Annotated in this window: 20 protein-coding genes; 13 read left to right on the top strand and 7 right to left on the bottom strand. The window is 62.2% G+C overall.

The window, feature by feature from the left end; genetic code table 11:
* Positions 1 to 209 precede the first annotated feature (209 nt).
* Both N2A98_RS05100 and N2A98_RS05095 read left to right on the top strand, forming a co-directional pair.
* Positions 210 to 674 carry a hypothetical protein gene (locus N2A98_RS05100; RefSeq protein WP_044270487.1) on the top strand — a complete coding sequence of 155 codons (465 nt, stop codon included), beginning with the start codon at positions 210 to 212 and terminating at the stop codon, positions 672 to 674.
* A 14-nt stretch (positions 675 to 688) separates the two neighbouring features.
* Complete coding sequence (locus N2A98_RS05095) at positions 689 to 1,501, top strand: SDR family oxidoreductase (RefSeq protein ID WP_044270489.1); 813 nt, start codon at positions 689 to 691, stop codon at positions 1,499 to 1,501.
* Here N2A98_RS05095 and N2A98_RS05090 read toward each other — a convergent pair.
* Positions 1,498 to 2,355: a LysR family transcriptional regulator gene (locus tag N2A98_RS05090; RefSeq protein ID WP_275623095.1), complete on the bottom strand. Its 858-nt coding sequence runs from the start codon at positions 2,353 to 2,355 to the stop codon at positions 1,498 to 1,500. The genes N2A98_RS05095 and N2A98_RS05090 overlap by 4 nt on opposite strands.
* 111 nt (positions 2,356 to 2,466) lie before the next feature.
* Here N2A98_RS05090 and N2A98_RS05085 point away from each other — a divergent pair, with 111 nt between their 5' ends.
* Positions 2,467 to 3,654, top strand: coding sequence for an MFS transporter (locus N2A98_RS05085; RefSeq protein WP_275623094.1), 1,188 nt, complete (start codon positions 2,467 to 2,469; stop codon positions 3,652 to 3,654).
* Entirely contained in the window at positions 3,647 to 4,048 is a 402-nt protein-coding gene (locus tag N2A98_RS05080) for a nuclear transport factor 2 family protein (RefSeq protein ID WP_044270495.1), read from the top strand. Before N2A98_RS05085 ends, N2A98_RS05080 begins: the two co-directional genes overlap by 8 nt.
* A gap of 631 nt (positions 4,049 to 4,679) precedes the next feature.
* Here the strand turns inward: N2A98_RS05080 and N2A98_RS05075 are convergent.
* From N2A98_RS05075 to N2A98_RS05060, 4 genes are read right to left on the bottom strand one after another with little or no spacing between them, the layout of a single operon-like run.
* Positions 4,680 to 5,540: an HlyD family secretion protein gene (locus N2A98_RS05075; protein WP_044270477.1), complete on the bottom strand. Its 861-nt coding sequence runs from the start codon at positions 5,538 to 5,540 to the stop codon at positions 4,680 to 4,682.
* A 10-nt stretch (positions 5,541 to 5,550) separates the two neighbouring features.
* Positions 5,551 to 5,751: a DUF1656 domain-containing protein gene (locus N2A98_RS05070; protein ID WP_003188711.1), complete on the bottom strand. Its 201-nt coding sequence runs from the start codon at positions 5,749 to 5,751 to the stop codon at positions 5,551 to 5,553.
* Complete coding sequence (locus N2A98_RS05065) at positions 5,741 to 7,918, bottom strand: FUSC family protein (RefSeq protein ID WP_275623093.1); 2,178 nt, start codon at positions 7,916 to 7,918, stop codon at positions 5,741 to 5,743. The genes N2A98_RS05070 and N2A98_RS05065 overlap by 11 nt, the downstream gene beginning before the upstream one ends.
* Positions 7,919 to 7,928: 10 nt before the next feature.
* A complete protein-coding gene (locus tag N2A98_RS05060) occupies positions 7,929 to 9,440 on the bottom strand; it encodes an efflux transporter outer membrane subunit (RefSeq protein WP_275623092.1) in 1,512 nt (503 codons plus the stop codon).
* Positions 9,441 to 9,621: 181 nt separating this feature from the next.
* Here N2A98_RS05060 and N2A98_RS05055 point away from each other — a divergent pair, with 181 nt between their 5' ends.
* From N2A98_RS05055 to N2A98_RS05035, 5 genes are all read left to right on the top strand, one after another.
* Positions 9,622 to 10,590: a LysR family transcriptional regulator gene (locus N2A98_RS05055; RefSeq protein ID WP_047712624.1), complete on the top strand. Its 969-nt coding sequence runs from the start codon at positions 9,622 to 9,624 to the stop codon at positions 10,588 to 10,590.
* Between the two features lie 144 nt (positions 10,591 to 10,734).
* Complete coding sequence (locus N2A98_RS05050; protein WP_275623091.1) at positions 10,735 to 11,709, top strand: D-glycerate dehydrogenase; 975 nt, start codon at positions 10,735 to 10,737, stop codon at positions 11,707 to 11,709.
* A 623-nt stretch (positions 11,710 to 12,332) separates the two neighbouring features.
* Positions 12,333 to 13,235, top strand: a complete 903-nt coding sequence (locus N2A98_RS05045; RefSeq protein WP_044271959.1) for a chemotaxis protein — start codon at positions 12,333 to 12,335, stop codon at positions 13,233 to 13,235.
* Positions 13,236 to 13,238: 3 nt separating this feature from the next.
* Complete coding sequence (locus tag N2A98_RS05040) at positions 13,239 to 13,721, top strand: GNAT family N-acetyltransferase (protein ID WP_275623090.1); 483 nt, start codon at positions 13,239 to 13,241, stop codon at positions 13,719 to 13,721.
* Positions 13,722 to 13,829: 108 nt separating this feature from the next.
* Positions 13,830 to 14,573 (top strand): YkgJ family cysteine cluster protein, encoded by a 744-nt coding sequence (locus N2A98_RS05035; RefSeq protein WP_044271956.1) that lies wholly within the window; start codon positions 13,830 to 13,832, stop codon positions 14,571 to 14,573.
* A 570-nt stretch (positions 14,574 to 15,143) separates the two neighbouring features.
* Here N2A98_RS05035 and N2A98_RS05030 read toward each other — a convergent pair.
* On the bottom strand, positions 15,144 to 15,926 hold the full coding sequence (locus N2A98_RS05030; protein ID WP_044272115.1) for a transporter substrate-binding domain-containing protein: 783 nt from the start codon (positions 15,924 to 15,926) through the stop codon (positions 15,144 to 15,146).
* 161 nt (positions 15,927 to 16,087) lie between these two features.
* On the bottom strand, positions 16,088 to 16,321 hold the full coding sequence (locus tag N2A98_RS05025) for a hypothetical protein (RefSeq protein ID WP_044271955.1): 234 nt from the start codon (positions 16,319 to 16,321) through the stop codon (positions 16,088 to 16,090).
* Between the two features lie 193 nt (positions 16,322 to 16,514).
* Here N2A98_RS05025 and N2A98_RS05020 point away from each other — a divergent pair, with 193 nt between their 5' ends.
* Genes N2A98_RS05020 through N2A98_RS05005 form a run of 4 tightly spaced genes read left to right on the top strand, consistent with a single transcriptional unit; the run spans position 16,515 to position 22,827 of the window.
* Entirely contained in the window at positions 16,515 to 17,681 is a 1,167-nt protein-coding gene (locus N2A98_RS05020; protein WP_275623089.1) for an efflux RND transporter periplasmic adaptor subunit, read from the top strand.
* Positions 17,678 to 20,773: a multidrug efflux RND transporter permease subunit gene (locus N2A98_RS05015; RefSeq protein ID WP_275623088.1), complete on the top strand. Its 3,096-nt coding sequence runs from the start codon at positions 17,678 to 17,680 to the stop codon at positions 20,771 to 20,773. The genes N2A98_RS05020 and N2A98_RS05015 overlap by 4 nt, the downstream gene beginning before the upstream one ends.
* A gap of 7 nt (positions 20,774 to 20,780) precedes the next feature.
* Positions 20,781 to 21,473 (top strand): heavy metal response regulator transcription factor, encoded by a 693-nt coding sequence (locus N2A98_RS05010; RefSeq protein WP_044271950.1) that lies wholly within the window; start codon positions 20,781 to 20,783, stop codon positions 21,471 to 21,473.
* Positions 21,463 to 22,827 (top strand): heavy metal sensor histidine kinase, encoded by a 1,365-nt coding sequence (locus tag N2A98_RS05005; protein WP_044271949.1) that lies wholly within the window; start codon positions 21,463 to 21,465, stop codon positions 22,825 to 22,827. The genes N2A98_RS05010 and N2A98_RS05005 overlap by 11 nt, the downstream gene beginning before the upstream one ends.
* Positions 22,828 to 23,156 lie beyond the last annotated feature (329 nt).

The raw sequence follows: 23,156 nt of genomic DNA, 5'->3' as shown, positions 1-23,156 counted from the left end.
CTGCTACAACCTACAAAATTGTGTAGATACCTATGCCCATCGCAGGCAAGCCAGCTCCCACAGTTGACCGCGCCCCCACTTTAGAATGCGGTCGAATGTGGGAGCTGGCTTGCCTGCGATGGCGTCCGCCCGGCCAACACAATGCTCAAGGTAACCAATCCCACCTAAGCTTAAGTTAGGATGCTGGTTCCCTATTCGAGGTGGTCTCCATGTTCTTCGGCGTTCTCCTGATCATCACCTGGCTGGTCCTGCTGCTGCGCTACCCCGCCAAGGCGCTGCCGGTATCGTTGGCCGCTGCCGTCGGCCTGGGGTTTGTCGCAGTGTGGGTGGTATGGCTGGACAACCGCGAAGCGTCGCAACTGGCGCGCCTTGAGCTGCGCATCACCTACGCGCCGCAAGACTGCCCCGCCGACCGACCGCTCAAACTGACCCTCAACAACGGCAACGACGTACCGCTCACCGAACTGCGCTGGCGCGTGGCCGCCTATGCGCCGGGCGATACGGTCAACCTGGCCGACAATGTCTACGCCGCTCCGCGCTATCGCGGCCCCGGCGAGTTGCAGGCGGGTGCTACCTGGGAGGATTGCCTGCCCACCCCGCCGCTGCGCCCTGGCTATCGCCCACAAACCCTGGAATTTCGCGCCGAGCACCTGCAAGGCAGTTTCTCGGACTGACAAAGGATGGACCCATGCCCAACGTACTGATCACCGGTTGCTCCAGCGGCATCGGCCGTGCCCTCGCCGAAGCCTTCAAAGCCGCAGGCTTCGAGGTATGGGCCAGCGCCCGCAAACCCGATGACGTCGCCGCGCTTACTGCCGCAGGCTTTAATGCCCTACAGCTGGACGTCAACGACAGCACCGCCCTGCAACGCTTGTCGGAGCAATGGAGCGAGCTGGATGTACTGATCAACAACGCTGGCTACGGCGCCATGGGCCCATTGCTCGACGGCGGCACCGAGGCGATGCAGCGCCAATTCGAGACCAATGTGTTTTCCATCGTCGGCGTAACCCAGGCGCTGTTCCCCGCCCTGCGTCGCAGCAAGGGCCTGGTGGTGAATATCGGCAGCGTTTCCGGCGTATTGGTGACGCCGTTCGCCGGTGCCTACTGCGCGTCCAAAGCCGCTGTGCATGCGTTGAGCGACGCCCTGCGCATGGAGCTGGCACCGTTTGGCGTGCGCGTGATGGAAGTCCAGCCGGGTGCGATCAATACCCGCTTTGCAAAGAATGCCGGCGCCCAGGCCGAATTGCTGATCCACGAACAGTCGCCATGGTGGCCATTGCGCGAGGGCATTCGTGCACGCAGCCAAGCGTCCCAGGATAAACCCACTCCAGCCAGTGAATTTGCCGCAGACGTGCTCAAGGCAGTGCAGCAAGGACAACCACCGCGCCTGCTGCGCTCGGGCAACGGCAGCCGGGCGTTGCCGTGGATGGCGGCGCTGTTGCCCAAGGGGTTGTTGGAGAAGGTGTTGAGGAAGCGCTTTGGCTTGGGCGGTACACTCTAAGGCTTCATGAAATCAATAAACGCCCGCACCTTCAGCGGCAAATGCCGCGTGTCCGGATACATCGCGTAAACCCCTTGCGGGGCAAAACGGTGGTCCGCCAACAGGCGCACCAAGCGTCCCGCGTCCAGATCCTCCTGCACCAACCATTGCGGTAAAACCGCCACACCGTGGCCACGCACGGCAAACGCCTGGAGGACCGACGCGCTGTCGGCCACCAAGGCTGACGGGCCGGCTCGATAAGAGTGTTCAAGACCCGCCGGGTCGGTCACGCTCAATTCGCTCAAGCGGCCATGGCCCAGCCTGGGCACCTGTTCCACCTCATCCAGGGTCTGCAACCCGGCAAACTGCGGCGCCGCGACGGCAAACACCTCGAACGTCGATAACTGCACCGCCCGATGATTGGAGTCCAGCAAGCGCCCCAGCCGTATCGCCACGTCAAAACGCTCGGAGATCAGATCCGCGTGGGTGGAGGAGGTGGATAAGTGGATGTTCAGGTCCGGGTGCAAACGGCGAAACGCTTCTACCGCCGGGGCGACCACAGCCAGGGCATATTCCACGGTGGTGGTGATGCGCAGGGTGCCCTTGAGTTGGGCATGTTCACTGCGGGCTTCTTCTACCGCCAGGCGCGCCTCTTCAAGCATGCGCGTGCAGCGCAGGTAGAAGCGTTCGCCGGCATCGGTGAGCGCCAACTGGCGGGTGTTGCGCGTCAGCAGGGTGACGCCGAGTTCCGCTTCCAGGCGCTTGAGGTTGAAGCTGACCACGGCGCGGGTCTGGCCGAGCAGATCCGCGGCAGCAGTGAGCGAGCCGGCCTCGACCACGGCCTTGAAGGTGTCAAATCGGTCCAGGCTGACCATGGCGGACGCCCTCCTTTGTCAAAATACTTTTGACAAACTAGCAGGCAAACCGACGTATCCCAAACCCTGCGTGCGGCCTACCCTGCCGGCTTCACTCGCAGGAACGCGTTCATGACCTACCGCTCGAAAGTCGCCTGGATCTTTTTATTGGGTTTTGCCCTGGACCTGGTGAACATGTTTGTCGCCACCGTCGCCTACCCGGACATTGCCCGCGAGCTGCACGCCTCGGTCACGCAACTGGCGTGGATCAGCAACGCTTACATGCTCGGGCTGACCCTGATCATTCCCCTGAGTGTCTGGCTGGCAGCGATCATGGGCGAACGCACGCTGATCGCCACCAGCCTGCTGCTGTTCGCCGGCGCCTCGGTGATGGTGGGCCAGGCCGGTTCCATCGAGGCGTTGATAGGCTGGCGCGCGGTGCAAGGGCTCGGCGGCGGCTTGCTGATTCCCGTGGGCCAGGCCATGGCGTACCGGCACTTTCCCGCCGCCGAGCGCAGCCAGCTGACGGCGCGGGTGATGTCGGTGGCGTTGCTGGTGCCGGCGTTATCGCCAGCGTTGGGTGGGGTGATTGTCGACAGTGTGTCCTGGCGCGGGATTTTCTACGCCAACCTGCCCCTGGCCCTGATCACCCTGCTGCTGGCCTTGCTGTGGATAACACCCGACGCGCCCACCCGCGTGCGCCCACCTCTGGACCTGAGCAGTATTTTCAAACAGGTTGCCAGTCCGATGCTGCGCGTGGCGATGCTGGTCTACCTGTGCATACCCGGCGTGTTTATCGGCACCAGCCTGATCGCCATCCTTTATGTGCGCAGCCTGGGCTATGACGCCACCCAAACCGGCGCGCTGATGCTGCCCTGGGCACTGGCCTCGGCAGTGGCAATCTACCTGAGCAAGAAACTCTTCAATCGCTGCGGTCCCAAACCCTTGCTACTGGCGGGCATGGCGCTGCAATGTGGCGGCATCCTGTTGCTCAACGAGCCGGCCCTGATCATTGCCGCCTATGTGTTGATGGGCCTGGGCGGCAGCCTGTGCAGCAGCACCGCGCAAACCCTGGCCTTTCTGGATATTGCGGCCGAGCGCATGGGCCACGCCAGTGCGTTGTGGAACATGAACCGTCAAGTAAGCTTCTGCGTCGGCGCCGCCGTGCTCAGTGCAATCCTGTCGGCCTTGGATTCCTTCGCCATAACCTTCACGATGGCGGCAGCTCTGACCCTGTTGCCGCTTTTCGCAGTGTTGCGCCTGGATGCTTCCAGAGTACGCACGCTGCTTCACCCTTGCAGCGAGCCCAAGCATGATTGACTACAGCGATTTTTTTGAAGAAGTGATCCAGACCCACGTCGAGATCGAGCAATGGTTTGCCGGGGTTGCGCCTCAGGGCACGCTGGAAAATCTGCTGGCGCGCTTCTCACCCGAGTTCAGCATGATCGCGCCCGCCACCGGAACGCGGGTCAACAGGGCCGGGGTCAATGCGTTGTTTACGCGCCTGGGCGGGATGCGCCCGGGGTTGAAAATCACCTTGAGTGAAATGACCGGGATTGATCGTCATGCACGGGGGGCCACGGTGACGTATCGCGAGCATCAGGTGGATGACAGTGGCACCCAGACCGACCGCCGCGCCACGGTGGTGTTTGAGAAACAGGCCAGCGGCGCGCTGTTGTGGCGGCACTTGCACGAGACCTTTATCAAAGCCTGACGCGTTCAAATGTGGGAGCTGGCTTGCCTGCGATGGGCAACGGTAACCACGATGCGAAGCGAGTCGCTCTTGATCTGCTTTTGATCTTGATCTTAAGCGCCCCGTCAAACCACGCTGGCCGGAATTCGACAGGGATTTGGGGGGTAAACCGGCAGGGATGCCGGTTTAGCCGCCCCGCGCCATGGATGGCGCGTGGCGGCGGCCCCCCAAATCACTGGCGGATTACGGGCACACCGAGCCTAAGCGAGGTGCCGAGTGGTGGGGCAAAAGCGTTTTGCTTACTTTTGCGCTTTTCAAAAGTGAGCCGCTGTCAGAGCGGAACCCTAGGTGGCCGTTACCTAAATAACGGATATGTACCCTGTCCAACTGTGTTGACTGGCAGGCCGTCTTCGCAGGCAAGCCAGCTCCCACATTTGGATGGTGGTGTGTCAGGTACATCAGCGTCGGCTGCCAGGCCGTCTTCGCAGGCAAGCCAGCTCCCACATTTGGATGGTGGTGTGTCAGGTACATCAGTGTCGGCTGCCAGGCCGTCTTCGCAGGCAAGCCAGCTCCCACATTTGGATGGTGGTGTGTCAGGTAGATCAGTGTCGGCTGTCAGGCCGCCATCGCAGGCGAGCCAGCCTCCCACAGTTTAGTTTTGCGTTGGGTTCACGATGACAGTGCAGGTAATGCCTGCCGCCAACAACACGCCCTCCGGCACTTCATCAATGTGAATCCGCACCGGCACACGCTGGGCCAACCGCACCCAGTTAAAGGTCGGGTTCACATCGGCGATCAGTTCACGGCTCTCGGGGTTATCACGGTCGTAGATACCGCGGGAGATGCTTTCCACATGGCCCTTCAAGGTCTCGCCGCTCATCAATTGCATATCGGCTGTGTCACCCACCTTCACATGGGGCAGCTTGGTTTCTTCGAAGAAGCCATAGACCCAGAACGAATTCATATCCACCACAGCCATCTTCGCCTCGCCAATACGCGCATAGTCGCCGCGATGCACATTGAGGTTAGTGACATAACCGTCTACCGCCGCCAGCACTTGCGTGCGTTTCAAGTTGAGTTCGGCGGCCTCCAGTTGCGCCAAGGCGTGCTGATAATCGGCCAGGGCCGAGTCGGCGATGTTGCTGGCGTCGTCGCGGTTTTCCTTGGAGATCACCAAAGCGTCCAGGTCGGCGCGGCGGTGCGCGTTGACCTTGCGCATTTCCCAGGTGGCCTTGCGTGAGGCCACCAACGATTGCGCTTGCTTGACGGCAATGCGGTAGTGCTCGGGGTCGATCTGCATCAGCAGGTCGCCTTTTTTCACCAACTGGTTATCACGTACCGGCACGTCCACCACTTCACCGGTGACGTCAGCCGCCACATTGATAATGTCGGCGCGCACCCGGCCATCGCGGGTCCACGGTGTTTGCATGTAGTGCACCCACAACGTGCGGCCAATCCAGATCGCCAACGCCAGAACCAGCAAGGTGGCGAGCAGGCTGAAGAACTTTTTCATCGGAGCATTCTCAACGGTAGACGCTCAGCGCCAGGGCGCCGAACAGGCAAGCGAACAGGCTCAGGCGCAGCAGCGCCGGGTGCCAGAAAAACCGGTACAGGTCGAACCCGGCCAGGAAGCGGTCAACCGCCCAGGCCAGCCCCGCGGCGATCAGGAACATCAGGGTCATGGTCGGCATATAGATGCCGTGGAATGCAATTTCACGAGGCATTCGGGGCTCCTTTGAGGGCGGCCAGAGGCGATTGCGGGTCCAGCAACGAGGTGCGAATAAAGTGCAGGTAGCTCTTCACCCGGCGCAGGGCCGAGGTGTCGAAGTGCGGGGCGAAGGGTTCGTCGGTGGCCTGCACGCGGCTGATCGCATGGTCGACGGCAATCAACCCACGCTCCAGGTTGCTGGCGCTGGGTTGCAGGAACAGCCGCACCAGCGAGCGCCCCATCACACGGATCGCCTGGCGCCACGGCTGGGACTCGGCATACGCCGGGTGCACCGGCAAAATCGCCTGCTCCTTGCGCAGCTCGATGATCGCGTGGCCGACCTCCAGCACCACGAACATCCAGCGCAGCAAATCGCGCTGCACCTGCGGCTGGCCGACCGCAAGCCCGTAGGCCTGGTGCAGCAGGTCGCGGGTGCGGCTTTCAAAGCTCGACGCCAGGCCCTTGAGCTTGCCGCTGATGGCATACACCACTTGCTCACGCAGGTCTTGCTCCATACGGCGCCACAACCAGCGGCTGTTGGGCGGCAAAATGATCGCCCCTGCCGCCGCGCACACCAGCATGCCGATGACCATGGCGATGTAGTCGTTGATAAAGAGGTAAGGGTTGTAGACCGTGAGGTTATCCGGCACCGAACCGGTGCTGAAGAAAATCAGCAGGCCCACGCCCACGCCGGCGTATTGGGGGCGTGACGACAGAAAAGCACCGAAGATAATCACCGGTGCGAGCATCACGCACAGCAGCGGGAAACCATCGATCCAGGGGAACACGAAGAACATTTCGACAAAGCCGACCAACGCGCCGATCAAAGTGCCGCAGGCCATCTGGAACGCCATGCGCTTGGGGTTGGGCGTGGCAGCAGACAGGCCCACCGTGGCCGCCGCGATCAAGGTCATGGTGGCGCCGCTGGGCCAGGCCGTGGCCACCCAGTAACTGCCCAGCACAATCAGGATAAACGAGGCGCGCACACCGGCCGCGGCACAGGCCAACCAGTTGGTCTTTGGCGTGTAGGCTTCGTGCCAATCCTCCCGCGCATGGCGATGCTCGGCCAGGGACGCGTGGGTTTGCGCGTAGTTGTGCAGGTCGTCGACGAAGCGGTACAGCAGCTCGTAGGCGGTGTGGAAATCCAACTGCTCGGCGTCCGTCGGGTTGTCCTCCTGGAAGCTCGCCCGCAGGCTGCGCACCTTGGCGGGCAGGCCGTCCTTGTAGGCGCTCAACTGGTTGACTAGGCGCGCGGCATCGGGGCTGGTGAGGGCGCGGCCAGAGAAGCTGTCGAGTACTTCGGCCAGGTCTTGCAGGCCGGGCTTGATCGCTGCCACCACATGGTCGGCCTCATCGGCGCGCAAGCGTTCAAGCAACTGGTGCAGGGCGTTGAAGCGTGTGGTGATGCTCATGAATTCGCTGTTGAGGCGACTGAGCCGCCCGTTGCGCCGACGCATGTGCGGGTCTTCGAACACGGTGACACTGCGCAAGCCTTCCAGGCCCACGGCTTCGGCAATAAAGCGCACGTTGCTGGCCTCGAAGCCTTCGCGCTGGCTGCGCCCGCGCAGGCCGTCGGTCACGAACAGCGCGAACACGCCAAAGCGCTGATACAGCGCGTTGCGCATGGCGGCGCTGGAGGTCTGCGGCAGGATGGCGGCGCTGACCAGTGTCGAGCACAGTATCCCCAGGGAAATTTCCAACACCCGCCACACCGCCGCCATAAAGGCGCCGTCCGGGTGGGCCAGGGCCGGCAGGCCGACCATCGCCGCGGTGTAGCCGGCGAGCACGAACCCATAGGCGCGAAAGTTGCGGTTGCGCGTGGCGCCAGCAGTGCAAATGCCCACCCAGATCGCCAGCGCACCGAGGAACAGTTCGGTGTTCTGCGCAAACAGGGCGATCAACAGCACCATCACCGCCGAGCCTGCCAAGGTCCCGAGGAAACGGTAGAAACTCTTGGCGAACACCTGGCCGCTCTGGGGCTGCATCACGATAAATACGGTGATCATCGCCGTGCGCGGTTGCGGCAGTTCCAGACGCATGGCCAGCCACAGCGTCAGGAACGCGGCGACCAGTACTTTGAAGATATACACCCAGGTCACGCCATCGCTGCGTGCCCAGTCGAAGAAACCACGGCGCCACTCAAGGGAATGCAGCCAGCGCAGCGGTGCAGGCAAGGGAGTCATCGAATCCTACTCAGTGATCAAACACGGCGAGCGCCGCCGGGGTCTTGCTTGGGCGTGTCTTGGCAGCCGTGGGCACATCGTCGCCAGCGCCGAGGCCGCCGCCCAGGGCGGTCACCAGTTCGGCATGGGCACTCAGGCGCGCCGCCTGCACCTGTTGTTCGATCTGCTGCTGACGAAACAACAAGGTTTGGGCGTTGAGCACGTTGAGGTAGTCCGTGAGGCCACGTTGATAGGCGATCATGGCGATGTCGTAGGTTTTCTGCGCCGAGGCCACCGACTGCGCGGCGAAGGCCGATTGCTTGTCCATGGACTCACGGCGGATCAACTGGTCGCTGATGCCCTTGAGCGCATTGACCAGGGTCTGGTTGTACTGGGCCACCGCGATGTCATAGCCGGCACTGGCTTCGCCCAATTGCGCACGCAGGCGGCCGCCGTCGAAGATCGGCAAGGTGATCGCCGGGCCGACGTTGTAGTTGAATTTCTTGCCGGCCAGGAATTCCAGCATGCCGCCGCCGGTGGCCATGTAACCGAGGCTGCCGACCAGGTCGACGTTGGGGTAGAAGCCTGCATGAGCCACATCGATACCCCGCGCCTGGGCCGCTACCTGCCAGCGACTGGCAACCACGTCCGGGCGTTGGCCGAGCAACTGCGCGGGCAGGCTGGAGGGTAATTTCAACGGCGCGGCAAGGGCCAGGGTCGGACGCTGCAATTGCGCGCCCTCCCCCGGGCCTTTGCCGGCCAACGCCGCCAGTTGGTTACGGCTCAGGGCGATTTCCTCGTCCAGGGCATCCAGTTGGCGATGGGTTTCCGGCAGCGGAGTTTCGGCCTGGCTGACGTCAAAGTGAGTGCCGATCCCGGCGCTCAGGCGTTTGTTGGCCAGATCCAGTATTTGCTGTTGCTGGGCCAGGGTGGCGGCCGCGATGTCGCGGTTGGCGTACTGCAACGACAGCTGAATGTATGCGCGCACCACATTGTTTTGCAGTTCGAGCTGGGCCAGGCGCGCTTCGGCGGCGCTCATGTGCGCCAGGTCGACGGCGCGTTCGGTGCTGTTGCTTTCCCGGCCCCACAGGTCGAGGGCGTAGCTCAGGCCCAGAGACGAATTGTTGTCCCACGTGTTGGCGCCGCTCAGTTCGCCGGGGCCGTAGAACTGATCCTTGGGCCAGTTGTGGCGCTTGAGGGTAGTGTCGCTGTTGATCTGCAGCGACTCGGCCGACTCTGCCACCCCGGCCAGCGCCCGGGCTTGGCGCACGCGGGCGGCGGCCACGGCCAGGCTGGGGCTGTTATGGGTGGCGAGTTCAACCCAACGGTTGAGCTGCGGGTCGCCGTAGGCCTGCCACCATTGGGCGGTGGGCCAGTGGGCGTCGCGGGCGGCGCTCTGGATCGAGGCGTCGGTGGCCAGGGTGTTGGCGTTGATCGCCTGGCCTTGGGGGGCGATTCCTCCGGTTCCGATGCAACCGCTGATGACTGACGTTAAAGCCCAAACACTGAGAGTCTTCAGCTCTCTGCTGATGCGACGCGGCACGGCAAGCGAATTCCTGAGAGGGTGTTGCGCAAGAGGTGGCGCAATTCTAGGCGGCGGCAGGGAGGACGATAAGCTGGCATTCCTGTGAATCTTTGTTACCGTTCAGGCGATAATCCGTTGGTAGGGATCACTCAAAGCGTAACTTTCTGTCACAATTTGCTATCTCCCTTGAGAACACTCCATGGACACTTTGCAAAACATGCGCGCCTTCAGTTGTGTGGCCGAAGCCGGCAGCTTCACCGCCGCCGCCGTGCAACTGGACACCACCACGGCCAACGTCTCGCGCGCGGTCTCCAATCTTGAGGCCCACCTGCAAACCCGCTTGCTCAACCGCACCACCCGGCGCATCGCGCTGACCGAAGCCGGCAAACGCTATTTGCTGCGCTGCGAGCAGATCCTCGCCTACGTCGAGGAAGCCGAGGCCGAAGCCAGCGACGCCCACGCGCGCCCCGCCGGGCAGTTGAAAGTGCACACCATGACCGGCATCGGCCAGCATTTCGTCATTGACGCGATTGCCCGCTACCGCCGCACCCATCCCGACGTGACCTTCGACCTGACCCTGGCCAACCGCGTGCCGGACCTGCTCGACGAGGGCTACGACGTGTCCATCGTGCTGGCCAGCGAACTGCCGGACTCAGGTTTTGTGTCCCAGCGCCTGGGCATCACCTACAGCATCGCCTGCGCCTCGCCGGACTACGTCAAGGCCAAGGGCTGCGCACAACGGCCCCAGGATTTGCTCAACCATGCGTGCCTGCGCCTGGTCAGCCCGGTGGTCCAGCTGGACAAATGGACCTTCAACGGCCCTGAAGGCCAGGAAAGCGTGGCGATCAACAGCTCGCCGTTCTTGGTGAACTCGGCCGACGCGATGAAAACCGCGATCACCAGCGGCATGGGCGTCGGCCTGCTGCCGGTGTACGCCGCCATCGAAGGGCTGCGCAACGGCACGCTGGTACGGGTGATGCCGACCTACCGCTCCCAGGAGCTGAACCTGTACGCCATCTACCCCTCGCGCCAATACTTGGATGCGAAGATCAAGACCTGGGTGGAATACCTGCGCGGTTCGTTGCCGGAGATTCTGGCGGCGCACCAGGCGGAGTTGGTGGCGTATGAGTTGAGCGGTGCTGTGGGTGGCGTGCGGATGGCGACCTGATTTTGGAATACTGCTTCCCACCCCCTATAAATTCATTGTGGGAGCTGGCTTGCCTGCGATGACGGTGAATCAGCCAATGCAATAGTGGCTGACACACCGCCATCGCAGGCAAGCCAGCTCCCACATGTTGAGTGGAGTTCTGCAATGAAAAAGACTGTCCTGGCCTTCAGCCGTATCACCCCGCCGATGATCGAACGCCTGCAACAGGATTTCGAGGTGATCGCGCCCAACCCCAAGCTGGGTGACATCAACGCACAGTTCAACGAAGCCCTGCCCCATGTCCACGGTTTGATCGGCGTGGGCCGCAAGTTGGGCCGCGAGCAACTGGAAAGCGCGAGCAAGCTGGAGGTGGTGTCCAGCGTGTCGGTGGGCTACGACAACTACGACGTGCCGTACTTCAACGAGCGCGGGATCATGCTCACCAACACCCCCGATGTGCTCACCGAAAGCACTGCCGACCTGGCCTTTGCGTTGCTGATGAGCAGCGCACGCCGCGTGGCCGAATTGGATGCCTGGACCAAGGCCGGCCAATGGAAAGCCAGCGTGGGCGCGTCGCTGTTTGGTTGCGACGTGCACGGCAAGACCCTGGGCATTGTCGGCATGGGCAATATCGGCGCGGCCGTGGCCCGGCGTGGGCGCCTGGGCTTCAATATGCCGATCCTTTACAGCGGCAACAGCCGCAAGACCGCGCTGGAGCAAGAACTGGGCGCGCAGTTTCGCAGCCTGGATCAGCTGCTGGCCGAGGCGGATTTCGTCTGCCTGGTGGTGCCGTTGAGCGACAAGACCCGTCACCTGATCAGCACGCGGGAGCTGGCGTTGATGAAGCCCAGCGCGATCCTGATCAATATCTCACGTGGGCCGGTGGTGGATGAACCGGCGCTGGTCGAAGCCCTGCAAACCCAACGCATTCGTGGTGCCGGGCTGGATGTGTATGAAAAGGAACCGCTGGCTGAATCGCCGTTGTTCCAGTTGAGCAATGCCGTGACCCTGCCGCATATTGGTTCGGCCACCGGTGAAACCCGCGAAGCCATGGCCAATCGCGCGTTGGACAACCTGCGCAGCGCGCTGCTGGGTCAACGCCCCCAGGACCTGGTGAACCCGCAGGTCTGGAAGGGCTGATACTGGACTTGAGGTGGGAGCTGGCTTGCCTGCGATGACGGCCTGCCAGCCGACACTTCTCTGCCTGACTCCCCACAATCCCACTGTGGGAGCGGGCTTGCTCGCGAAGGCGGCCTGACAGTCAACACAGTTGGATTGTGTATATATCCATTGCTGCGGTAACGGCCACTTAGGGTTCCGCCCTGACGGCGGCTCACTTTTGAAAAGCGCAAAAGTAAGCAAAACGCTCTTGCCCCACCACTCGGCACCTCGCTTAGGCTCGGTGTGCCCGTAATTCGCCAGTGATTTGGGGGGCCGCCGCCACGCGCCATCCATGGCGCGGGGCGGCTAAACCGGCATCCCTGCCGGTTTACCCCCCAAATCCCTGTCGAATTACGGCCAGCGTGGTTTAACGGGGCGCTTGAGATCAAGATCACAAGCAGATCAAGATCAAGAGCGGCTCGCTTCGCATCGTGGTTACCGGTGGCTGCGGCGAACTGCACAGTTGTGTAGATACCTATGGCCATCGCAGGCAAGCCAGCTTGCATATAAACAGTGTGCCGACACAAAATCCGGTTAAAGCCCCGGCCAGCCAAGTCGATAACTCTCTATAGATCGTCATCCCTGATCCACAGAAGGTTTTTATGTCCACCACCAAAGCCCGCGCAGACTCACTCTCGCTTCTGCTCTTTACCTTGCGCAGCGGCAAGCTGATGGCCATCAACCTGTTGAAAGTCAGCGAGATCATCCCCTGCCCGCCGCTGACCAAGCTGCCGGAGTCACACCCGCACGTCAAAGGCATCGCCACCTTGCGCGGCGCGTCTTTGTCAGTGATCGACCTGAGCCGCGCCCTGGGTGAAATGCCCTTGCAAGACCCGGACGGCGGCTGCCTGATCGTCACCGATGTCAGCCGTTCCAAGCAGGGCCTGCATGTGCAGGCGGTGAGTAAGATCGTGCATTGCCTGACCACCGATATCCGCCCGCCGCCCTACGGCTCCGGCGGCAATCGGGCGTTTATCACCGGGGTTACCCAGGTGGAAGGTGGCCTGGTGCAGGTGCTGGATATCGAGAAAGTCATCCATGGCATCGCCCCGGCACCGGTTGAAGCGGCGCCGACCGACCTGACCATGGAAGAAGCCGAAGTGCTGGGCAATGCCCGCATCCTGGTGGTGGACGACAGCCAGGTGGCCTTGCAGCAATCGGTACACACCCTGCGCAACCTCGGCCTGACCTGCCACACCGCCCGCAGCGCCAAGGAAGCCATCGACGTGTTGCTGGAGCTGCAAGGCACGGTTGAACAGATCAACGTGGTGGTGTCGGACATCGAGATGTCTGAGATGGACGGCTACGCCCTCACCCGCACCTTGCGCGAAACTCCGGATTTCAAGGACCTCTACGTGCTGTTGCACACCTCCCTGGACAGCGCGATGAACAGCGAAAAAGCACGCCTGGCCGGTGCCGACTCGGTACTCACCAAATTCTCATCCCCCGAATTGACCAAATGCCTGGTCATCGCCGCGCAAACCGTGGCGCAAAAGGGCCTGTAAGCCTTGGCCGAGTATTACCAGCTGCTGCGTCGCGACCTCACCGGCAGCCTGCCCGCCCCGCAATGGCCAGCGGATACCCGGCTGGATCATTATCGCGATGAACTGGCCCCGGCGATCCATGCCGTACTGCGCATGACCCAGGACCAAGGCGGCGGCCGTGTCGGCCATCTGGATGAGTGGCGCCGGCAGTTCGTCACCGATGCCGAGTACGACCCGACGCTGTGCCTGGTGGCCAGTAACCGCGACGGTATTCTCGGCGTGGCACAATGCTGGACCAGCGCCTTTATCAAGAACCTGGCCGTCCACCCCTGTGCCCAAGGCCAAGGGCTGGGCCGCGCCTTGCTGCTGCATAGCTTCCAGGTGTTCAAGCAGCGCGGCGAACCCTATGTGGACCTCAAGGTGCTGGAGAGCAACCTGCGCGCCCGCCAACTGTATGAAAGTGCGGGCATGGGGTTTGTGCTGCGCGACATCCTACCCAAGGGCTGACCCTCACTGGCGCATAACTTGCTTCCAGAGCCCCTGAGCGGTCGATAGAGGTAAAAACCCGTCACCCCTCAAGCGTGCCCTCTGACCTTGCCTGGTGACAGATCCGCCATGAACACACACTTTTCCTGCGTCGGTTGCGGCAAATGCTGCAGCGACCATCACGTGCCTCTGACCCTCGAAGAAGCCCGCAGTTGGGCGGCGGACGGCGGCAACGTCATCGTTCTGGTGGAGGGCTTTCTTGGCAACGGCCTGGGCCTGCCCCTGCAACAACGGGAACACGCCGAGCGCCGTTCAGTGGTCGTGCCCAGCGGCAATACCGAGGCGTTTGTGGCAATCACCTTTGCCGCCTACAACGCCGGACGCTGCCGGAATCTTGACGAAGACAACCGCTGCCGCATCTACGAACGGCGCCCGCTGGTGTGCCGCATCTACCCGATGGAGATCAACCCGCATATCCCACTGAACCCAAGCGCCAAAGACTGCCCGCCGGAATCCTGGGAGCAAGGCCCGGCGCTGATCGTCGGTGGTGAATTGATGGACACGCAACTGGCCGAACTGATTCGCCGTTCGCGCCAGGCCGACCGTGATGACGTACAGACCAAGGAAGCCGTATGCGCGTTGCTCGGCATCCGCACGACCGCCCTCAAGGGCGACGGGTTTACCGCGTACTTGCCGGACATGCAGGCGTTTGCCCAGGCGATTGAACTGGCGATTGAACAGCCGGCGGTGGCCAATGAATGGGTGTTTCATGTGTCCGGGATGGACATCGCCGAACAGGTGCTGGATGCCGGGGCACAAATTGCCACGGAAGTGCCGGCCAATTATGCGTTTATCTCGCTGAGAGCGGCTTAGCCCACTGCGGCCTGGCGGCATAGAGAACGACACAATTATAGTTCGCAGCAACCCGACTAACCACGATGCGAAGCGAGCCGCTCTTGATCTTGATCTGCTTTTGATCTCAAGCGCCCCGTTAAACCACGCTGGCCGGAATTCGACAGTGATTTGGGGGGTAAACCGGCAGGGATGCCGGTTTAGCCGCCCCGCGCCATGGATGGCGCGTGGCGGCGGCCCCCCAAATCACTGGCGGATTACGGGCACACCGAGCCTAGGCGAGGTGCCGAGTGGTGGGGCAAGAGCCCTTTTGGTTACTTTTGGGGCTCTTTTCCAAAAGTGACCCGCTGTCAGAGCGGAACCCTAGGTGGCCGTTACCGCAGCAATGGATATGTACTCGATATAACTGTGTCGACTGGCAGGCCGCTATCGCAGGCAAGCCAGCTCCCACAGTTGGATCACGGGGGGTCAGGTAGATAGGCGTCGGCTGTCAGGCCGTCATCGCAGGCAAGCCAGCTCCCACAGTTTGATCTTGGCGTGTCAGGTAGATAGGCGCCTCACGGGTGCAGAGCGGCACTCACACATTCGCGATCATGAATGGGGCGGCAATACATCGAGCCGATACGGCTGAAGAATGCGCTGGTACTCGCCATTCTGCATCAATTGCTCAAGCGCATGATTAAGCTCATTACGCAACGCAATATCGGTTTTTCGCACCGCAATCGCCACGCTATTACCCAGCAGGCCCGACGACACAGGCGGCCCCATGTAATCGAAGTCCAGCCCCTGGGGCGTGTCGAGCAGCGCTTCACGGATCTCCACCGCGCCTTGCAGGGTCGCGTCGATATCGCCCGAAACCAGGCTCTGCACCAGTTGGTCGTTGAGCCAGAAACTCCTGATGATCACCCCCGCCGGCGCCCATTGCGACAGGGCAAAAGCTTCACGATTACTGCGCACCAGCACCCCGACACGCTTGCCCTTGAGGGACCGTCGATCAGGACGCAGGCCCGAGGTTTTACGCGCCACCAGCCGGGTGGTGATCGGGTAGAGGTCATCGGTGAAGCTCACCCGTTGCCGCCGACGGCAGGTGGTGGCCATGCCCATGATCGCGTCGAACTGCCTGGCCTCGAGAGCCGGGAAGTTTTCCATGACGATTTGGTCAACCCAAGTACAGCGCACGTTGAGCTGCTCGCACAGGGCATTGCCCAGTTCGATATTCAACCCCACCAATTGCCCTTGGGCATTGCGGCTTTGAAAGGGCGGAAAATGCGCGGCAACGGCGAAACGGATTTCACGCCGCGGTTGAACGTCGGCGGCGACGGCACTCGTCGAGAGCAAGAGAGCAAGCACTGCACAGAGGTGTATCAGGGCCACGGGAATGTCCTTTTCCGGAAAGCTGACTCGCCACGCCCCGATGAGCGTCATCGGGACGAAGCAAACGCTGTGCAGCTTTCAAGAATCGGTGACGGCCCTACAAGCAGAAATGTCTACGCACGATGTAGGCAACTGCCTATAACGCACTCAACGCTTTAATCTCAGCGTTTACCCATCGAGCGGCGAGTGCCCGGCGGCGCCATGCCTGGCGTCTTGGTATGGCCGTTCTTGGCGCCGCCTTTGTACCAAGGCTGGCTGGCATGCTTGGCGCCAGCCAGTTCACCTGGGTTGAAAGGGAACTTGAACGCCGGGATCTCGGCTTTTTCAACGCCGTCGGCGGTGGCCGGATCGACGAGGTCGGCCGCGTCGACAGCGGGTTGGGTTGGGGAAGTCATAAGGGCTCCGGCACAGCTAATAGGTGTAAAAGCGCGAGTATACGGGGCCTGAGTGGTCAGCAGTAACTTCAAGCGACAAGCTCACATGGCCTAACTGTCACGGCTGTCAGTTTGCCGTCACCGTGCTGACGGCGGGACAGCGCTATAAAGGACGTTCCGAACTCCAACTTGTTGTTTGCGCCGGCGTCCTCCTATGCAGATCAAACGAAACGTGGCCCTGATGCTGGGTGCTCTCCTGATACTGGCCGTTGCAGCCTGGGCGTTAACCCGGCCGGCCAAGACCCGCCTGGCAGCGCCTACCGCCATTCCTGTGCGGGTGGTGAGCGTGACGCAACAGGATGTGCCTCGGTTTGTCAGCGGCATCGGCTCGGTGTTGTCATTGCACAGCGTGGTGATTCGCCCGCAGATCGACGGCATTCTCACCCAACTGCTGGTCAAGGAAGGCCAATCGGTGAAGGCCGGCGACCTGCTGGCCACCATTGACGACCGCTCGATCCGCGCCAACCTCGACCAGGCCAGGGCGCAACTCGGTGAAAGCCAGGCGCAGTTGCAAGTGGCATTGGTCAACCTCAAGCGCTACAAAGCGCTGAGCGTCGACGACGGCGTGTCGAAACAGACCTATGACCAGCAACAGGCGCTGGTCAACCAGCTCAAGGCCACGGCGCAAGGTAATCAAGCGGCCATTGATGCGGCTCAAGTACAACTTTCCTATACCCAGATCCGCTCTCCGGTCAGCGGCCGCGTGGGCATCCGCAATGTGGACGAAGGCAACTTCCTGCGCATGAGCGATACCCAGGGGCTGTTTACCGTCACTCAGCTCGACCCGATTGCCGTTGAGTTTTCCTTGCCACAGCAGATGCTGCCAACGTTGCAGGGCCTGATCGCCGCCCCCACCCGGGCCACCGTCGACGCCTACCTGGGCGCCGCCACCGATGGCCAGACCGGCGACCTGCTCGGCGAAGGCCACCTGAGCCTGATCGACAACCAGATCAGCTCCACCACCGGCACCCTGCGGGCCAAGGCCGAGTTCAGCAACCCGGCGCATAAGCTATGGCCCGGGCAATTGGTGACCATCAAGATCCAGACGGCCCTCGACAAGAACGCCCTGGTGGTACCGCCGACCGTGGTGCAGCGCGGCCTGGACTCACATTTTGTGTACCGCGTAAGCGCTGACAAAGTCGAGGTGGTGCCGGTGCAGGTCGCCTACCAGAACAGCGACATCAATATCATCAAAGGCGTGCAGGCCGGCGATGTGCTGGTCAGCGATGGGCAATCGCGCCTCAAGGCCGGTGCGCAGGTGGAAGTGCTCAAGGAGCCGCCGCAAGTGATCCACACCGCCAACGCCCAGGTGCAACCATGAGCGCCAGCCGGTCGCCCTCGGCCTGGTGCGTTGATCACCCAGTCGCCACCCTGCTGCTGACCTTCGCCCTGGTGTTGCTCGGAATTATTGCCTTCCCCAACCTGGCCGTCGCGCCACTGCCGGAAGCGGAATTCCCGACGATTCAGGTCACCGCGCAACTGCCCGGCGCCAGCCCGGACACCATGGCCTCCTCGGTGGCCACGCCCCTGGAGGTGCAGTTCAGTGCCATCCCCGGCATGACACAGATGACCTCCAGCAGCGCCTTGGGCTCCAGCCTCTTGACCCTGCAGTTCACCCTGGAAAAAAGCATCGACACCGCCGCCCAGGAAGTGCAGGCCGCGATCAACACCGCGTCCGGCAAGCTGCCCAGCGACATGCCGAGCTTGCCCACCTGGAGGAAGGTCAACCCGGCAGACAGCCCGGTGCTGATCCTCAGCGTCAGTTCCAGCAGCATGCCCAGCACCGAGCTGAGCGACTACGTGGAAACCCTGCTGGCGCGCCAGATCAGCCAGATCGACGGCGTCGGCCAGATCAACATCACCGGCCAGCAACGCCCGGCGATTCGCGTGCAGGCGTCCCCCGACAAGCTCGCGGCCATCGGCCTGACCCTCGCCGATATACGCCTGGCCATCCAGCAGTCGAGCCTCAACCTGGCCAAGGGCGCGATCTATGGCGAGAACAGCGTGTCCACCCTGTCGACCAACGATCAGCTGTTCCACCCGGAGGAATACGGCCAACTGATCGTTTCCTACAAGGACGGTGCGCCGGTTCAACTGCGCGATATCGCCAACGTCATCAACGGTTCGGAAAACGCCTACGTGCAAGCCTGGTCCGGCGATACGCCCGGGGTGAACCTGGTGATTTCGCGCCAGCCCGGCGCCAACATCGTCGACACCGTCGACCGCATCCAGGCCGAGCTGCCGCGCCTGCAAGGCATGTTGCCGGCCTCGGTGCAGGTCAGCGTGTTGACCGACCGTACCAAGACCATCCGCGCCTCACTGCATGAAGTGGAAATGACCCTGCTGATCGCCATCCTGCTGGTGGTGGCGGTGATGGCGTTGTTCCTGCGCCAACTGTCGGCGACGCTGATTGTGTCTGCGGTGCTGGGTGTCTCGCTGGTGGCGAGTTTCGCCCTGATGTATGTGATGGGGTTCAGCCTGAACAACCTGACCCTGGTGGCCATCGTGATCGCCGTGGGCTTTGTGGTGGACGATGCGATTGTGGTGGTGGAGAACATTCATCGGCACTTGGAAGCCGGCCTGGGCAAGCGCGAAGCAGCGATCAAGGGCTCCGGCGAAATTGGCTTTACCGTGGTGTCCATCAGCTTCTCGCTGGTGGCGGCGTTTATTCCGCTGCTGTTCATGGGCGGCGTGGTCGGGCGGTTGTTCAAGGAGTTTGCATTGACGGCCACCGCGACCATTCTGATTTCAGTGGTGGTGTCGCTGACGTTGGCACCGACGCTGGCCGCCTTGTTCATGCGTGCCCCTACCCACCGTGCCCACGCCAAACCCACCTTCAGCGAACGCCTGCTGGCCGGCTATGCGCACAACCTTCGCCGTGCCCTGGCGCACCAACGCAGCATGGCCGCGATCTTCGTGGTAACCCTGGCGCTGGCGGTGGTCGGCTATGTGTTCATCCCCAAGGGGTTCTTCCCGGTGCAAGACACCGGTTTCGTGCTCGGCACCAGCGAAGCGGCGGCCGATGTGTCGTACAAGGACATGGTCGCCAAGCACAAGGCCCTGGCCGAGATCGTCAAGGCCGACCCGGCGGTGCAGGCGTTTTCTCATTCAGTCGGCGTCACCGGCAGCAACCAGACCATCGCCAACGGCCGCTTCTGGATCGCCTTGAAAGACCGCAGTGAGCGCGATGTGTCCGCCAGCCAGTTCATCGACCGCATCCGCCCGCAACTGGCGAAGGTGCCGGGCATCGTGCTCTACCTGCGCGCCGGCCAGGACATCAACCTGAGCTCCGGCCCCAGCCGCGCCCAGTACCAATATGTGCTCAAGAGCAACGACGGCCCGACGCTGAACACCTGGACCCAACGCCTCACCGAAAAACTGCGCGCCAACCCGGCGTTTCGCGACCTGTCCAACGACCTGCAACTGGGCGGCAGCATCACCCACATCAGCATTGACCGCCAGGCCGCCGCGCGCTTCGGCCTGACCGCCACCGATGTCGACCAGGCGCTGTACGACGCCTTCGGCCAGCGCCAGATCAACGAGTTCCAGACCGAGATCAACCAGTACCAAGTGATACTCGAACTGGACAGCCAACAGCGCGGCAAGGCCGAAAGCCTCGACTATTTTTACCTGCGCTCGCCATTGACCAATGAAATGGTGCCGCTATCGGCCTTGGCCAAAGTCGACCCGCCAACAGTCGGGCCGTTGTCCATCAGCCATGACGGCATGTTCCCTGCTGCCAACCTGTCGTTCAACCTCGCGCCCGGAGTGGCCCTGGGCGACGCGGTGATTATGCTCGACCAGGCCAAGAACGAAATCGGGATGCCGAGTACGATCATCGGCAACTTCCAGGGCGCGGCCCAGGCGTTCCAGAGCTCGCTGGCCAGCCAACCCTGGCTGATCCTCGCGGCGCTGGTGGCGGTCTACATTATCCTGGGCGTGCTGTATGAGAGTTTTGTGCACCCGCTGACGATCATTTCCACCCTGCCCTCGGCGGGCCTCGGTGCGCTGATCATGCTGTGGCTGCTGGGCCAGGATTTTTCGATCATGGCCTTGATCGGCCTGGTGCTGCTGATCGGCATCGTGAAGAAAAACGGTATCTTGATGATCGACTTCGCCCTGGAGGCGCAACGTGTGCGGGGGTTACCGCCGGAGGATGCGATTTATGAAGCCTGCGTCACGCGGTTCCGGCCGATCATCATGACCACCCTTGCCGCGTTGCTCGGCGCGGTGCCGTTGATGCTCGGCGCAGGCCCTGGGGCGGAACTGCGCCAGCCGCTGGGCATCGCGGTGGTCGGTGGCTTGCTGGTGAGCCAGGCGCTGACGCTGTTCACCACGCCGGTCATATACTTGTACCTTGAACGTTTTTTCCACAGGCCCAAACCAGCGCTGGCGCTGGCGACCACACACTGAGGCGGTCATGCGCGTCCTGATTATTGAAGATGAAGAAAAAACCGCGGACTACTTGCACCGCGGCCTGACCGAGCAAGGCTACACCGTCGATGTGGCCCGTGAAGGCATCGAGGGCCTGCACCTGGCGCTGGAAAACGATTACGCGGTGATCGTCCTCGACGTGATGCTGCCCGGCCTGGATGGCTTCGGTGTATTGCGCGCCTTACGCGCCCGCAAGCAGACGCCGGTGATCATGCTCACCGCGCGCGAGCGCGTGGAAGACCGCATCCGCGGCCTGCGCGAAGGCGCCGACGATTATCTGGGCAAACCGTTTTCGTTCCTGGAACTGGTGGCCCGCCTGCAAGCCCTGACCCGTCGCAGCGGCGGCCATGAACCGGTGCAAGTCACCGTCGCAGACCTGTGGATCGACCTGATCAGCCGCAAAGCCAGCCGCAACGGCCTGCGCCTGGACCTGACCGCCAAGGAGTTCTCGCTGCTCAGCGTATTGGCGCGGCGCCAGGGTGAGATCCTGTCCAAGACCGCGATTGCCGAGATGGTCTGGGACATCAATTTCGACAGCGATGCCAACGTGGTGGAAGTGGCGATCAAGCGCCTGCGCGCCAAACTCGATGGGCCGTTCGAACACAAGCTGCTGCACACCATTCGCGGCATGGGTTATGTGCTGGAGAACCGCCTGCAGGAAAACCACAGTGGTCGCTAATTCCATCGCCCTGCGCCTGAGCGGCATGTTCACCCTGGTGGCGCTGCTGATCTTCCTGTTGATCGGCGGCGCGCTGTACCAGCAGGTCGACCGAGGCCTGGGGTTGTTGCCGGGGGCCGAGCTGGATGCGCGCTACAGCGTGCTGGAGTCGTCGATCAATCGCTTCGGCACGCCGGAGCATTGGGCCAAGATCAGGTCCAAGCTCAAGCTGTTGGGCGAAGAAGACAAGCGCATCCGTTTCTGGGTGGTCAGCAGCGACCCGAGCTACGAATACGGTGAGCCGGATGCGCAAATTCGCGCCTTTGCCGAAGGCCCCACGGGCAAACGCGACCTGCGCTTGCCCGGTCACGATTATCCGTTCAAGGTACTGGTCAGCCAGTTTGCCGCCAAGGACCAGCGCCCAGCGCTGCGCTTCATGATTGCCATCGACACGGAGAACTTCCGCGCCACCCAGCATCACTTGCTGGTGGCGTTGATCAGCCTGGCATTGGTGGGCGTCATACTGGCGGCGCTGTTGGGGTTCTGGGTCGCGCGTATCGGCCTCAAGCCCCTGGGCAAACTCTCGGATGAGGCGCAAAAACTTGCGCCGCCGAAACTCTCCGGGCGCCTGCAATTGTCGCCCTTGCCGCCGGAACTGAGCCAATTCGTCAATTCGTTCAACGCCACCCTCGACCGGGTCGAACAGGCGTATTCGCGCCTGGAATCGTTCAACGCCGACGTCGCCCACGAACTGCGTTCGCCGCTCACCAATTTGATCGGCCAGACCCAGGTGGCTCTCACTCGCGGCCGTTCGGCAGAGCACTATTTCGAGGTGCTGCAATCGAACCTGGAAGAGCTGGAACGGCTGCGCTCGATCATCAATGACATGCTGTTCCTCGCCAGCGCCGACCAAGGCAGCAAGGCCACCAAGCTGATCGAAAGCGCCCTGGCCGATGAAGTGGCCACCACCCTCGACTACCTGGACTTCATCCTCGAAGACGCCCAGGTTGAGGTGCGCGTGCACGGCGATGCCGTGGTGCAGATCGAAAAAGCCCACCTGCGGCGCGCACTGATCAACCTGCTGAGCAATGCCGTGCAACACACCGCGCCGGGGCAAGTCATCGACGTGCACATTCAAGTGCAGGCACACCAGGTGACGATTGGCGTGACCAACCCCGGCGAGGCCATTGCCAGCGAACACCTGCCACGCCTGTTCGAACGCTTCTATCGAGTGGATGCCTCGCGCAGCAACAGCGGGGCCAATCACGGGCTGGGGCTGGCCATCGTCAAGGCGATTGCGTTGATGCATGGGGGGGATGTGTTTGTGCGCAGTGAAGGCGGTGGCAATACGTTTGGGATCACCCTGCCGGTCTAAATCGTAAGGACGCTTGAGTCAAATGTGGGAGCGGGCTTGCTCGCGAATTCGGTGTATCAGTCAATATATCTGTAACTGACACACCGAATTCGCGAGCAAGCCCGCTCCCACACTTAGATCGAGGTACATCCGCACTGTTGCGGTTTGGGCAATAGTTATTATCTTGTTACACTCTGTATCGCACCGCTCGCCTGCGTTACTTTGACGCATCGATGAGCGCGACGGCAAAGACAGCTGACCCGCTTACCCGAATTTCCCTCGACTTTTTTCCAGGGCTCTACACTGGGAATCTGTCTTAAAGCCGCTGACTTTCAGCGGCTTTTTTTTGC

Source organism: Pseudomonas sp. FJ2-5-13 (assembly GCF_029201605.1).
GTDB classification, from domain to species: Bacteria; Pseudomonadota; Gammaproteobacteria; order Pseudomonadales; family Pseudomonadaceae; genus Aquipseudomonas; species Aquipseudomonas lactis.
Note: the sequence above shows the minus strand (reverse complement) of the source record. Positions and strands in the feature narration are given on the sequence as shown.